We start from the raw sequence: 12,795 nt of genomic DNA on the forward strand, positions 1-12,795 counted from the left end.
GGCCGTCGGCCCGCGGTGTTTGTCGTTGCCATGATCCGTCGTGCGGGCGCAGCACGGAATCGACAATCGGGGTCGAGAATCTTTTGCGCGGCGCTGTCGATTCCCGGCGACCGCGGTCCGACGGGATAAATGGAACGACCCGAACCAACCAGGGACCCGAGAGGACCGATTCCGATGACCACCACGAGCACGCGGCCCCCGGGCGAGGCCGGCAGCGACTACGACAACCTCGACGACATGCGCCTGGACACCGCCCAGTCGCGCGAGCTGGTCGGCAAGAGCGGCGAGTGCGTGTTCAACTGGACCACCCGCGACGGATACCCGATGGGCGTCGTCGTGCGCTACCTCTACCGCGACGGCGCGTTCTGGACCACCTCGGTCGAGTCCCGCACCCGCATCCGGGCGCTCCGCACCCGAACCCGGACTGCCGTCGTGATCAACCGGGACGGCCGCAGTGCCACCTTCAAGGGCCGATCGCGGCTGCATCGCCCCGGCGACCCGGACTGGGCCGCGATCACCGGCTGGTTCTTCCCCGCGTTCGCCGGCACCGACCGCCACCCGAACGACCCCACCGCCCGAGCCGTGGAACACTCCCTCGACACCCCGCATCAGGTCATCGTCGAAACCCCCGCCACGCTGGTGGTCAGCTTCGACTTCGCGAAGCTGACCGGCGCGTCCACCACCGAGCAGCGCTGACCACCGCCGATCGCCGTCACCGGTGATCGGCGCGGCCGTCGTCGTCGGGCCGGACCGGGCGGACCTCGACGATGCCGAACGGGGACGGCAGGTCCGCCGCGATGCGGGCGGCCTCGGCCTGGTCGGGGGCTTCGATCAGGTAGAACCCGCCCAGGACCTCCTTGGATTCGGTGAACGCGCCGTCGGTCACCACCAGGGCGCCGTCCTGGTCGTGGCGCACCGACCGCGCCGCCGACGACGACCGCAACCGCGCGCCCCCACGCAGCCGGTTCGCATGCGCGGTCTCGAACGTGTGGTGGCCGCGCATCACCCGCCCGTACGTGTCCGGGTCGGTGTGCTCCCAGACGTATTCGTCCTGGTGGATCAGCAACAGATACTCCGGCACGGTGTTCTCCTCCCTCGCCCTAGGTTTGCCCAACGGTCGACATTCCGATCATCCGCGATGTGCCCGTGCGGACTCGATCGTGTCATCCCGCGCGAACGGACCACGCGACCGCGGGCGGTTCGTCGACGTGGAAGGATTCGCATGTGAGCGAAGGGGCCTTTCTGATGCCCCCTCCCCGCGACGACTTCATCGCGACGATGAGCGCCGCCGAAGGAACGGCGTTTCACGCGCAAGCGAGCTGGCTTCGCGGCCTGCTCGCCGACGGCGTCCTGATCGCGGCCGGCCCGTGTCTGGGCATGGTCAACACCGGCATCGCGATCTTCGAGGTCGCCGACGAGGAACACGCGCGGCACATCGTCGCCGAGGAACCGGTCACCAGCGGCGGCCACATGCGGGGCGGCCTGCGACAGTACAGGCTCGCGGTCTGCTGCGCGGGCGCGACGAAATAGTCGAGAAGAGACCGCGGCCGACCGGCCCACCGCCCGACTACGGCGTCCAGGCAACCGGATGACGGTCCCATCCTCAGCGGTCGGGCACGCGCGCGACAGGGCTCGATCGCCGCTACCGCAGGTCGGTCGGCCGATGGCCCGCGCGCTCGTCGGGCAGGTCGTCGAGGGCCACTAGTTCGGCAGCGACGACCAGGTCGACCTCCTGAGGCGACAGGCCGCCCAGCAGATGCGTCGCCAACATCACCATCACCTCCCGCCGGCTCCTCGACGCGCGCTCGTGCTCAGCTGGTGCGGCGCAGGATCAGAATCGGGATCTCGCGGGTAGTGTCGGCCTGGTAGTCGGCCTGCATCGGCCACACCTCGACCAGGCGGCGCTGCAGCTCGATCCGCTCGGCGCCCGCGGTCACCTCGGCGCGCACATCGAACCGTCCGGCACCCACCTCCACGGTGGCGACATTGCCGGCGGCCCGCAGATTCGCATACCACGCCGGGTTCGTCGGCGAGCCGGACTTCGCCACCGCCACCACCCAGCCGTCACCGTCCGGATGCGGCACGTACGACAACGGAACCGTGTGCGCGCGAGCCGATTTCATCCCGACCGTGGTCAACACCAGCATCGGCGCACCCGCGAACACCCCGCTCAGGCGGCCGCCGGTGTCGCGGTAGTGATCGATCAACAACCGGTTGAAATCGTTCATCGCGGCCGGATCCGTCTTCGCCAGCATCGGGTCGATCATCGGCATCGCGGTCGCGATGCCGACGCTGCATCAGCATGCTGATATATCACTGGTTGACTATTGACACATCTACGTGTGACCGTGTTCACTGTGCTTATACCGCCCGAGGTCAGCACAGGCGACCACTCCAGTGAGGGTGTGGACTTTTAGGTCCGTCTCGGGATCCACGCAATCAGCGCAAGGAGGTGCTGTGAGCACCGTTATCGTTACCGGCGCAGCGTCAGGGATCGGTCGCGCGATCGCACTCGATCTAAGCCGCGACCATGATGTGGTGGCCTGCGATCTCAACGCCGCAATGCTCGATGACGCGGGTCTGACGTCCCTGCACAGAGTCGTTGCCGATGTCACCTCGCCTAGCGACGTGGAATCGGTGGTCGACCAAGCGGTGGACAGGTTCGGAGGGGTGAGCGGCCTCGTTCACTGCGCGGCCATAGAGGAGCCCTCGACACCGGCCCTTGAGTTTCCCCCGGCTCTCTTTCATCGGATTATCGACGTCAATCTCGGCGGCAGTTTTCTGATGTGTCAAGCTGCCGCAAAAGCGATGCGCAACAGCGGCACAGGGGGCTCAATTGTTTTGATCGGCAGTATTCTCTCGCAGGTCGGTTGGGGAGGAAACCTCGCCTACACCGCCAGCAAAGGAGCGGTTCTTCAGCTCGCTAGAGGGCTTGCCGTCGAACTCGCGCCATTGGCGATCCGTGTCAATGTCATCGGTCCGGGGCTTGTCGCGACTCCGATGAGTCAGCCCACCATCGATGACCCTGCACGGGCTGGTCAGCTGCTCAGTCGACTGCCTCTCGGTAGATTTGCGGAAACATCGGATGTGACTGGAGTTGCGCGATTCCTGCTCGATGAAGCAGCACGATACATCACCGGCGCATTTCTTCCAGTCGATGGCGGCTGGTTAGCACTCTGAACGACTCCATAGAAAGGATCAACTTTCATGATCAAGGTGATATGGCTGCTGAGGCGGGCCGACCACCTCACTCTCGACGAATTCCGGGACTGGTGGATAAACAATCATGCACACCTTGTTGCTTCCGAGCAGAAGTCCCAATTGCGGGGTTACAGTATCAGCGTTCGTTCCAGCGACGAAGACGCGCTCGCCGGCAGGCCGAACAGCGACACAGACTGGGATGGCATCGCCGAGCAGTGGTTTGATGATGGGGATGCGTTCAACGCCGTGTACGGCCGACCCGAAGCTCAGGTTACTCGTAGCGACACCGACGATCATGTATCGCGTTTGAGTCGCATCATCGTTACTGAGCACACCTATATTCCTATGTCGGTTACCTCGGCGTCCGAGCGGGTGCAGTCATGATGAGTCGGGCGGCCTTTAAGATCCCTGCGGCGGTGCTGTTGGCCACAGTTCTGGCTTCATGCGGGTCATCCAGCAACCCTAACTCGGGTTCCGGCGCTGCGGTCGGCGGCTTTGGCCGTTGTGACGTTGCTGCGGCTCCTACCTCGGCGCACCTGGCGGTCTCGGCTGATGACACTTTGACGCTGGCTGGGGTGCTGCCTCGGCCGATCTATTTCGAGGGAACTTCTGTCGACACTATCAATGGTGGTTACGAATACTGCCTGGTCGCTAATATTGCGCAACGCGCTGGCCTTCGGAATTTGCGACTGACGAACACATCGTTCGACGCCTTGGTCGCTGGACGAATGACCGGATACGATCTCGCTGCAGGCGAGATCTTCGCAACTCCGGAGCGCGCCCAGCACGTCAATTTTTCAGCCAGCTATTACCACTCCGCCACAGGCGTGATGGTGCGCTCCGGCACCGACCTCACCGCGGAGACATTGCGCAACGTCAAGATCGGTGTCTTCTTGGGCTCGATCCAAGACGGATGGGTTCGCAATACGCTCAAACCCAAAACCCCTGCACGGACCTATGAGTCGACCGTAGACATGTTCACAGCGCTGCAAGCCAGTCAGGTCGACGCCGTATTGGTCGACGCGGAGATCGAACTACCCGCTGCGGCATCCTCACACGGCAAGACGGGCGTTATCGCACAGATTCCGGCCCTCGGTGGTGACTACAGCCTCGTCCTTCCGATGGGTAGTTCCAACACAGAGCCGGTGAATCGAATTCTGGCGGCAATGAAGCAGGACGGAACTCTCGACCAACTGTCCCAACGATGGCTACTTCCCGCATTCGGCGGAGTCGACCCGACCGCGTTGCCGAACTGGTCTTACTGAAGGAAGAAGTCATGACCACACTCTCGTTCGCACCGCCCCGGGTCGTGCTGGCGAAGGCGGGCTCTCCGCTCGTGCTTGCCTTCTCGGCGGTAGGGCTTGCGGTACTCACCGCAGCCGGTGCCTGGCTGGCGCTGTCGGCGCCCGGCCCTCACGCTCACGGAAGCGCACGTCTCGCCCTGGCGGGAATCGCGATCTCCGGGACTGTAGCGGCGCTGGTGCCCATGGCCTTCGCAGTGCAGTCCATCCTCGATGTGCATCGAGGCCGTCGGCTGTGTCAGGGCGGCGAAGCCGTTGCCGCACGCCATCCCTTCGCGGCAGCTCGTCGGCACGCTGTCATCTCAATCGGCTGCGCTGTCGCTGTTTGGGTCACGCTGGCGGTGTACACGTTCGTCACCATCAATTCCTTCGCGGTCCAGCGCACTTTCCTGGACTGGCCGCTTCTCAAGGACAGCACAGGACAGATCCTCCAGGCGGCCGCCCTCAATGTGAAGATAGCCGTGATCGCTGAAGCATGCATCCTCGTATGGGCACTGGTTCTAGCTGTCATGAGGCTGTTGCCCGGCCCGGAGGCCCGACCCATCCGGTCCTTGGCCATTGCCTATATCGACGTGTTCCGGGCACTGCCAGCGATCGTCATCATCTACTTGGTGTGTTTCGGCCTGCCCTTGACCGGCGTGTCCGGGTTGCAAGAACTCAACGGTATGTGGGGAGCGGTGTTGGCTCTCACGCTCACTTATAGCGCCTACGTCGCCGAACTCTATCGGTCGGGCATTGAGGCCGTCCATCCCAGCCAGACGGCAGCCGCGCGGTCACTCGGACTTTCGGCGGTTCAAACCTGGTGCTATGTCGTATTGCCTCAAGCGGTCCGCCGTCTGATCCCTCCGCTTCTCGGCTACTTCGTCAGTCTTCAGAAAGACACCGCACTGGTACTCGTTGTGGGTCTGGTCGACGCGTTCGCTGCAGCAAAGATCTACTCCGCTGGTGTCTTCAACCTCAGCCCCGTCACCCTCGTAGGGCTGATGTTTCTGATCATCACAGTTCCGCAGACGCGCCTCGTCGATTACCTCCTGCGTCGCCAGGACCGACGGATGGAGGAGACCACATGACCACCACACCCCTGATCGAACTCCGCGGAGTTCATAAATGCTACGGCAGCCAGCAAGTGCTGCGCGGCATCGATCTCGCTATCCACCCCCACGAAGTAGTTTGTCTCATCGGCGCATCGGGCTCTGGGAAGTCGACGCTGTTGCGATGTGTCAATGCGCTCGAAGATATTCAGCAGGGTCAGGTAATGGTCGACGGAGACGTCGTATCAGGGCCCGGCGTCGATGTCAACGCGCTCCGCCGCTCCGTCGGAATGGTCTTTCAAAGCTACAACTTGTTCCCTCATATGACCGTTTTGCAGAATATCGCCCTGGCTCCCCGGACGGTCCTTGGAGAACGCCGCAGCGACGCGCTGGCACGTTCACATGATTTGTTGGACCAGGTCGGCCTGGCACATAAGGGACACTGTCGGCCCGACCAACTGTCCGGTGGGCAACAACAACGCGTCGCCATCGCTCGCGCGCTGGCAATGTGTCCCAAAGCACTTCTCCTCGACGAGGTGACCTCAGCGCTTGACCCCGAACTGGTCGGCGAGGTGCTGGACTTACTGCGTGCCTTGGCCGAAGACGGAATGACTATGCTCCTTGCTACACACGAGATGTCGTTTGCCCGCGACGTCGCGACCAAGGTGTGCTTCCTGCATCAGGGAGTCGTCCTTGAGCAAGGAACACCCGAAAAGATCTTTGAACATCCCGACCACGAGCGAACCCGGGCATTCCTGCGCCGTGTACTGCCGACCGGTGCTCAGCCTAGCGACACCGACCAGCAAGTCTCAGCACGGCCAGCGCCTTTCGGGTCAGAGGTTCACGCATGAGCGCCACCGCATCTGAATCGCTCCCGCCGGTCTTGCGCGGCGCCGTTGCAGATATTCCATGGGACGACACCACCGAGGTCATCGTGGTCGGTAGCGGCGCTGCGGGCTGGTCGGCGGCCATCGCCGCCCAGGTGTCAGGCGCACAGGCGCTCGTCGTGGAGAAGGCCGGTCATGTCGGTGGCACAACGGCGCAGGCTGGCGGGGCGTGGGCGGGGTCGCGGGCCAGCACATGGTTGTGGATATGTAACAACCACCTTATGCAGGCGCAGGGCATCGACGACTCGCGCGAAAGAGCGCTGCGCTATATGGCCCGCCTCGCCGAACCACTCAGCTACCGGCCGGAAGCCGAGAATCTTGGGCTGCGCATGCATCAATTCGAGACGCTTGAGGCGTTTTACGACCACGGTTCGCGCGTTGTGCGCACACTCCACGAACTCGGCGTGCTCGACTTCCTCATCGTTCCCGAAGTGCTGGACTATTACAGCGACCTTCCTGAGAACACCGCGCCTCACGGACGCACCCTAGGCTTTCGAGTCGGCTCCGACCATGAAGGAATCGGCGCCGAACTGATCGATGCACTGCAGCATGCGGCCGATGCGCACGGAGTGCGGCTGCGGCTTCAGAGTCCGGTGCGAGCAGTCGTCGTGGATCCGGACAGCGGCCGGGTGAATGGGGTTGTATCCGGCAATCGGGCCGGAGATATGCAGTTTATTCGCGCGTTGCGGGGTGTGGTGTTCGCCACCGGCGGCTTCGCGAGCAGCTCCAAGAGGCGGCGCACGTTCCTTCGAGGACCGATTCTGGCCGGCCTCTCCGCCCGCGGGAACACAGGAGATTTCCTCGACATCGCTTCCGAACTCGGCGCGGTCATCGACAACATGAACGAGGCGTGGCTGACCCCCATTGTGCTGGATCACGTACCCGATCCCCCCAGCGGGGCGTTTCGGCTGCCTGGTGACAGCATGCTCGTTGTCAACACTGCCGGGCAGCGCGTCGTAAACGAGAAGGCGACCTACAACGAATTTACGCGCGCATTCTTTCATTGGGATCCATCCACTGCCAGCTACCCGAACCTGCCGCTGATCATGATCTACGACCAGTGGGTAGCCGAGCACTGTCGTCAGCTACCCGGCGACGCGCCGGTCACCGACGGCGGCGGCAATCCCATCCCGGTCCAAGGCCGCAACGACACGCATGAGTTGTGTGCGGAGACGCTCGCGGAACTGTCCCACCTGATCGGCCGTCACCTCGAGAAATATCGGCACTTGATGCCGACTGCCACACTCGCTCCGGGCTTCGCCGCATCGCTCCGATCCTCGATCGAGCGATTCAACCGCCAAGCCACCACCGGTCATGATCCCGATTTTGCACGAGGAGCTACATCGGTCCAACGGATCCGCAGCGGACCGTGCCACGACCCTGCCAGTCCCAACCCCACTATGTATCCGCTCAGCGATCGTGGGCCTTACTATGCGGTCCTGCTCGGGCCTGGAGCCCTCGACACCAAGGGCGGTCCTGCGATAGATGCCGACGGACGAATCCGCGCCAGGCGTGGAGGAGTCATTCCGGGACTCTACGGCGCCGGGAACTGCGTTGCTTCGCCAGCCGGACAAGGGTATTGGGGCGGGGGCGCCACGCTTGGGCTCGCGGTGACCTTTGGCTACCTCGCCGGCGAGCACGCTGCCAGGGAGCAACGGTGACGTCGGCGACCCAACTTCTCCGCAGCCACTGGTCGCTGACCAGTCAGGTCATTCTGGTCACCGGTGCCGCCTCGGGCATCGGCGCCGCGTGCGCCGAACTCGCAGCTGGGCTGGGCGCAACCGTCATGGCCGTCGACCGGGATCACCCAACGGCGCGACACGATTTCGATTGGCACACAGTTGATTTGACGCAGCCAATGGCCGGTCAAACGGTTGTTTCGTCATGTCTGGATCGTCACGGCTGCATCAACGGCCTGGTCAACGCGGCGGGCGTCCTTACTGTCGAGCCGTGGGACCAGGCAAGCTTGGGCACCCTTGACGAACACTACGCCATCAACTGTCGCGCGCCTTTCGCGTTGATGATGGCCGCCGCCCCCCATCTCGGGCAAGGCGACAGCATCGTCAACATCGCCTCCATCACCGCTCAGGTGCCGCGCCCGGACCTGGCAGCGTATGCCTCAAGCAAATCTGCTCTGGTTTCACTCACCAATTCCGCCGCCGCACACCTTGCGCCCCGCGGAATACGCGTTAACGCTGTGCTGCCCGGTACCGTCGACACGCCTATGGCCCAGCGAGCGGCAGCCGCGCGCTCGCTGAATCATCTCGCCGAGCCGGGCGGCCACGCCGCCGGCACTCCGATCTCCGTCCCGCTGGGCCGAAACGCCAAACCAAGCGAGGTCGCAACGGTTGTTTGCTTCCTTTTGTCGAACGCTGCGTCGTACATCACTGGTGAGGCGATTCGCGTCACCGGGGGAGCGAACAACTGAGAGACCGGACCCATGCAATCCGTCACCTCAATCAAATGATCCACGAAAGGAAGAACCAATGCCGCGCATTACACCCTCTGAGCACGGCTCTACCGGGTTCGAAAAGCTTCTCGGTCATAATCCGGATATACTTCGGTCATGGAATCATGTAGAGAAGACTATCGCCGAAAACGGGCATCTCAGCCGCGACCTCAAGGAACAGGTGCGGAGGGTCCTGGCATTTGGAAACGGCTGCCAGTACTGTCAGGCGTGGGGGCATGCAGCTGATACGCACCCGGACCCGAAGGAGTCCTTAGCGGTCGGATTTGCCGAAATGATGTTGCAGGGACCGCAGCTAATCACCGATCAGCAATTCGAAGTCCTCAAAGAGGAATTCGATGACGCCGAGATCAGCGAACTCCTTGCGTGGATTACGTTCATTACCGCCAGTCAAACCATCGGGGCCGTCTTGCAACTCAGGCCCGATCCCACCCTGCCGGACATCCATTGAACGCGGCGGTGAAGCAGACGCCCTTTCCCATTGACATGGCCACGAACTCGGAAATTTCGACTACTTCCCTTGAGAGCCTGCTGATCATCGGCGGCGGTTCCGCTGGCTACAGCGCGGCTATCTATGCCGGGCGGGCCGGACTTGCACCGGTTCTCTTCGAAGGCGATCAGCCTGGCGGCGCCCTGGCAACGACGACTGAAGTCGAGAACTTCCCAGGTATTCCGTCGAATACACTCGGACCGGACTTAATGTCCGAAATGCGTCGGCAAGTGATACGGTTCGGAACTCACGTGGTATCTGAAGCTGTCACCTCTGCCGAACTTGACGGGCCGATAAAAACCATCTGCACCGCCAATTCAACTCATCGCGGGATGGCGGTGATCATCGCCACAGGCTCGGCGCATCGCCGCTTGCACTTGGCGGCAGAGTCCGAGCTCACCGGTCGAGGTGTCTCTTATTGCGCCACCTGCGACGGCTACTTCTTCCGCAACCGCCCCGTCGCTGTCGTCGGTGGTGGCGACAGCGCAATCGAAGAAGCCCTGTTTCTTACTAGATTCGCATCGCATGTGACCGTAGTCCATCGGCGTAACACATTCCGTGCCAGCCGTATCCTCATGGATCTGGCACGGAGCCATCCCAAGATAACGTGGGTGACCAGCAGTGAGGTAGCAGAGATCTTAGGTGCCGACCGGGTGACCGGGCTTAGGCTGCGAAACTCTGACACTCTCGATGAGCAAATCCTTGCGGTCGATGCGGTTTTCGTTGCAATCGGCCACTACCCGCGCAGTGAGCTGTTCCGCGGCCAAATCTCAACTGACCCTAAGGGATACATTGTCGCCACACGAGAGACGCACACCAGCGTCGTTGGAGTCTTCGTGGCCGGTGACGTAGCCGACCCCCATTACAGGCAAGCAATTACAGCGGCTGGCTCAGGATGTCAAGCCGCCTTGGATGCGCAGCGGTACCTTGCCGGCCTGCGCGACACAAACGAGATCATCACAGTCCGGTGTCAAAAATAGAAGGGAGCTTGACGTGACTGCTGTCACGAATGCCATAACCGGTACCATGTTTCGTTCAACAGTGCTCGAATCACGGATGCCCGTGCTAGTCGATTTTTGGGCGCCGTGGTGCGGGCCGTGCCGTCTTCTGGCGCCGGCGCTCGAGGACATAGCTCGACAATTCTGCGGCACACTCGTTGTCGGAGCAGTCAATTTGGAGAATGAAACAGAACTCGGCCATAAGTATGAAGTCATGTCTACCCCGACAGTTGTGTTGTTCTATCGTGGAAAGGTGGCCTTTCGTCTTACTGGAACGGAAGCCACCCGCTCTAGCATTCTTTCGAGCTTGGAAGTACACCTGCGTACGATAAAGTGCGACTTGCAGGCGGAGTAGTGGTTTACCAACCGTGCGCGTATAACCCCCGGTTGCGTCGGTGTGGTAGTAGAGTCGCGACGCCGTTGCTGTAGATCTCCACCGAAATAGGACCGATCGGCGAATCAGTTTCGTGCGCCGGTGCCTCACCACTATTTTTGATCTGCCTCAACCAAAAATCGTGGCCTGAACTCGTTGGCGTCTCGCTCCTGCCCGGAGTATCCGACGAAATTGGGATGTTTTGAAAACGGATCCCGACAGCATTAAAATGGTCACGCATGCAGCGGAAGTTATCTAGCTGTTTCGGGTCATGACATAGATTTCGTGTCGCGGGGTGTGAGATGAGGGGCGGGTCTTTCGACGGCAGGATGTGAAGCCCCAACTTACACATTCGCTCGACCCGAAAGACCCGCTATACCCCACGGTAATGCCGCGTTGCCTGTGGTGCTGGCGCTAAGACCGTGTCACGTCGTTGTAATTGTTTGCGTCGTGTCGGAACCGGTTGTGCCGCATGATGTTCGAATCGTGACCGATGAGTTGTCGAAAAGTCTTGTGCCGGATGAGCTGTGGGCTGCCGCTGGCCGCCGTGGCGGCACCGCACCCACCGATGAGCGCGCGGTGTTCACCGCGGTGGTGTTCGTGCTGACCGGCGGCTGCGCGTGGCGCATGCTGCCACCGTCGTTCGGAGTCACTGTGCCGTCGGCGCATCGCCGGTTCACGGTATGGACCGCGGCTGGCCTTTGGCGGCGGCTACGTCGTGCCGTCCTCGACGAGCTGGGCAGCACAGGCTTGATCGACTGGTCACGCGCGGTCTGCGACGGAGCGTCGGTGCGGGCCAAAAAAGACATCTTAGGGGCTTGAATGTCAAGCAGCAGTGGCTTTCTCGGTGTGGGGAGACCATGCGGCGGTCTCGTCGTAGGCCGTTCGGTTCTTGAGGCAGCCGTGGAGGATGCCGACAAGGCGGTTGGCGAGCTGGCGAAGCGCGGGCTGGTGTTCGAGGCCGCGGTCGCGGTGTTTGTCGTAGCAGGCACGTGCACCCGGCGAGACGGTCAGGGCGCTGAACGCCTGACGCAGGAGGGCATCGATGAGCCGGTCGTTGTGCACGAACCGGGCCGCGACGATCCTCTTCTTACCCGAGGCGCGGGTGATCGGGCTGGTGCCGGTGTAGTTCTTGCGAGCTTTCGCCGAGGCATAGCGATCGTGGGCGTCTCCGAACTCGGCGAGCACTCGGGCACCGAGGACCACTCCCATCCCTGGTTGGGACAGCACGATCTCAGCGTCCGGGTGCCGGCCAAAATGTGCTTCCACCTGTCCGGCCGCGATGGTGATCTGTTCACGCAGAGTGATCAGCACACCGACCGACGCCTGTGTGGTGGCCGCATACGCGGTGTCGATCACCACCTCTCGGCGCAGGTGTTCGCTGCGCAACACCGCCTGGATCCGGGCGGCTTTGGCATCGACATCGCGGCGGCGGGCACGGGTGAGCGCGGCACGGATCTGGTTGAGCGACAACCGTGCCGCCGACACCGGATCCGGTGCCTTACCGAGCAGTTCCGGGGTGTCGGACGCGGTGAGATCGTCGAAGGCTTCCGGCGCGGCGGGAAATATTCGCGCAGCGCGTGCCGCAGCCGTTGAACATGGCGGGTGCGTTCCCAGATCAGCGTCTTATGCGCTCGCGCAACCACTTTCAACGCTTCAACCTGCGCGCTGTCGGCAGCGACCCGGGCGCAACTGGTGGGAATCGGTGCGCACCATATCGGCCAACACATGCGCATCGGCCGGGTCGCTCTTGGCCCCGGAGACTGCACGCCGCTGCCGATAGCGGGCCGCCTGCAACGGATTGACCGCGAACACCGAATACCCGACGGCGATCAGCGCCGCCACCCACGGTCCACGGTCGGTCTCGATCCCGACCACGACATCAGCTGCGGGGGGGGTATCGGCGCCCGAATGCTTGGCTACCAGCGCGTGAAACCGTGCGATCCCGTAGACCCCTTCGGGGCTCGGGCCAACCGTTTCCCTGCCGGGTTCATCAACTCGACGTCGTGGTGGTCTTCGGCCCAGTCGTCTCCGACGAAAAGCACTA

General features: G+C 62.6%; 15 protein-coding genes and 2 pseudogenes. 13 read left to right on the forward strand and 4 right to left on the reverse strand.

Annotation, left to right across the window (positions count from 1 at the left end; genetic code table 11):
* The first annotated feature begins 174 nt into the window (after window positions 1-174).
* Window positions 175-696 carry a hypothetical protein gene (locus ACQP1G_RS21390; protein WP_433207147.1) on the forward strand — a complete coding sequence of 174 codons (522 nt, stop codon included), beginning with the start codon at window positions 175-177 and terminating at the stop codon, window positions 694-696.
* A 16-nt stretch (window positions 697-712) separates the two neighbouring features.
* Here the strand turns inward: ACQP1G_RS21390 and ACQP1G_RS21395 are convergent, their stop codons facing one another.
* Entirely contained in the window at window positions 713-1,081 is a 369-nt protein-coding gene (locus tag ACQP1G_RS21395; RefSeq protein ID WP_433207150.1) for a YciI family protein, read from the reverse strand.
* Window positions 1,082-1,224: 143 nt separating this feature from the next.
* Between ACQP1G_RS21395 and ACQP1G_RS21400 the strand changes: the two genes are divergently transcribed.
* On the forward strand, window positions 1,225-1,530 hold the full coding sequence (locus ACQP1G_RS21400; protein ID WP_433207153.1) for a YciI family protein: 306 nt from the start codon (window positions 1,225-1,227) through the stop codon (window positions 1,528-1,530).
* Window positions 1,531-1,642: 112 nt separating this feature from the next.
* Here ACQP1G_RS21400 and ACQP1G_RS21405 read toward each other — a convergent pair whose 3' ends face one another.
* Together ACQP1G_RS21405 and ACQP1G_RS21410 are read right to left on the reverse strand one after the other, a co-directional pair.
* Window positions 1,643-1,771, reverse strand: a complete 129-nt coding sequence (locus ACQP1G_RS21405; RefSeq protein WP_433207156.1) for a hypothetical protein — start codon at window positions 1,769-1,771, stop codon at window positions 1,643-1,645.
* Between the two features lie 40 nt (window positions 1,772-1,811).
* Complete coding sequence (locus tag ACQP1G_RS21410; RefSeq protein WP_433207159.1) at window positions 1,812-2,255, reverse strand: nitroreductase/quinone reductase family protein; 444 nt, start codon at window positions 2,253-2,255, stop codon at window positions 1,812-1,814.
* Between the two features lie 202 nt (window positions 2,256-2,457).
* Here ACQP1G_RS21410 and ACQP1G_RS21415 point away from each other — a divergent pair, with 202 nt between their 5' ends.
* The 11 genes and pseudogenes from ACQP1G_RS21415 to ACQP1G_RS21465 form a co-directional block, all read left to right on the forward strand.
* Window positions 2,458-3,180, forward strand: coding sequence for an SDR family NAD(P)-dependent oxidoreductase (locus tag ACQP1G_RS21415; protein ID WP_433207162.1), 723 nt, complete (start codon window positions 2,458-2,460; stop codon window positions 3,178-3,180).
* Window positions 3,181-3,207: 27 nt separating this feature from the next.
* A complete protein-coding gene (locus tag ACQP1G_RS21420) occupies window positions 3,208-3,585 on the forward strand; it encodes an EthD domain-containing protein (RefSeq protein WP_433207164.1) in 378 nt (125 codons plus the stop codon).
* Window positions 3,582-4,466, forward strand: coding sequence for a substrate-binding periplasmic protein (locus ACQP1G_RS21425; protein ID WP_433207167.1), 885 nt, complete (start codon window positions 3,582-3,584; stop codon window positions 4,464-4,466). Before ACQP1G_RS21420 ends, ACQP1G_RS21425 begins: the two co-directional genes overlap by 4 nt.
* Window positions 4,467-4,477: 11 nt before the next feature.
* Complete coding sequence (locus ACQP1G_RS21430) at window positions 4,478-5,572, forward strand: amino acid ABC transporter permease (RefSeq protein ID WP_433207170.1); 1,095 nt, start codon at window positions 4,478-4,480, stop codon at window positions 5,570-5,572.
* Window positions 5,569-6,384, forward strand: coding sequence for an amino acid ABC transporter ATP-binding protein (locus tag ACQP1G_RS21435; RefSeq protein WP_433207173.1), 816 nt, complete (start codon window positions 5,569-5,571; stop codon window positions 6,382-6,384). Before ACQP1G_RS21430 ends, ACQP1G_RS21435 begins: the two co-directional genes overlap by 4 nt.
* The gene (locus ACQP1G_RS21440) at window positions 6,381-8,081 is read left to right on the forward strand and encodes an FAD-dependent oxidoreductase (RefSeq protein WP_433207176.1); all 1,701 of its coding nucleotides are present in this window, start codon (window positions 6,381-6,383) and stop codon (window positions 8,079-8,081) included. Before ACQP1G_RS21435 ends, ACQP1G_RS21440 begins: the two co-directional genes overlap by 4 nt.
* Window positions 8,078-8,848 (forward strand): SDR family NAD(P)-dependent oxidoreductase, encoded by a 771-nt coding sequence (locus ACQP1G_RS21445; RefSeq protein WP_433207178.1) that lies wholly within the window; start codon window positions 8,078-8,080, stop codon window positions 8,846-8,848. Before ACQP1G_RS21440 ends, ACQP1G_RS21445 begins: the two co-directional genes overlap by 4 nt.
* A 58-nt stretch (window positions 8,849-8,906) precedes the next feature.
* Window positions 8,907-9,338: a carboxymuconolactone decarboxylase family protein gene (locus ACQP1G_RS21450; protein ID WP_433207181.1), complete on the forward strand. Its 432-nt coding sequence runs from the start codon at window positions 8,907-8,909 to the stop codon at window positions 9,336-9,338.
* Between the two features lie 8 nt (window positions 9,339-9,346).
* Window positions 9,347-10,357 carry a thioredoxin-disulfide reductase gene (trxB, locus tag ACQP1G_RS21455; RefSeq protein ID WP_433207184.1) on the forward strand — a complete coding sequence of 337 codons (1,011 nt, stop codon included), beginning with the start codon at window positions 9,347-9,349 and terminating at the stop codon, window positions 10,355-10,357.
* Window positions 10,290-10,730 carry a thioredoxin family protein gene (locus ACQP1G_RS21460; protein WP_433207187.1) on the forward strand — a complete coding sequence of 147 codons (441 nt, stop codon included), beginning with the start codon at window positions 10,290-10,292 and terminating at the stop codon, window positions 10,728-10,730. The genes trxB and ACQP1G_RS21460 overlap by 68 nt, the downstream gene beginning before the upstream one ends.
* A gap of 504 nt (window positions 10,731-11,234) precedes the next feature.
* Window positions 11,235-11,552, forward strand: a pseudogene (locus ACQP1G_RS21465) (transposase); the annotation flags it as partial.
* Between the two features lie 21 nt (window positions 11,553-11,573).
* On the opposite strand, the pseudogene ACQP1G_RS21470 reads toward ACQP1G_RS21465, so the two are convergent.
* A pseudogene (locus tag ACQP1G_RS21470) lies at window positions 11,574-12,793 on the reverse strand (IS110 family transposase).
* Window positions 12,794-12,795 lie beyond the last annotated feature (2 nt).

The organism is Nocardia sp. CA-107356 (genome assembly GCF_050946365.1).
Lineage (GTDB): Bacteria > Actinomycetota > Actinomycetes > Mycobacteriales > Mycobacteriaceae > Nocardia.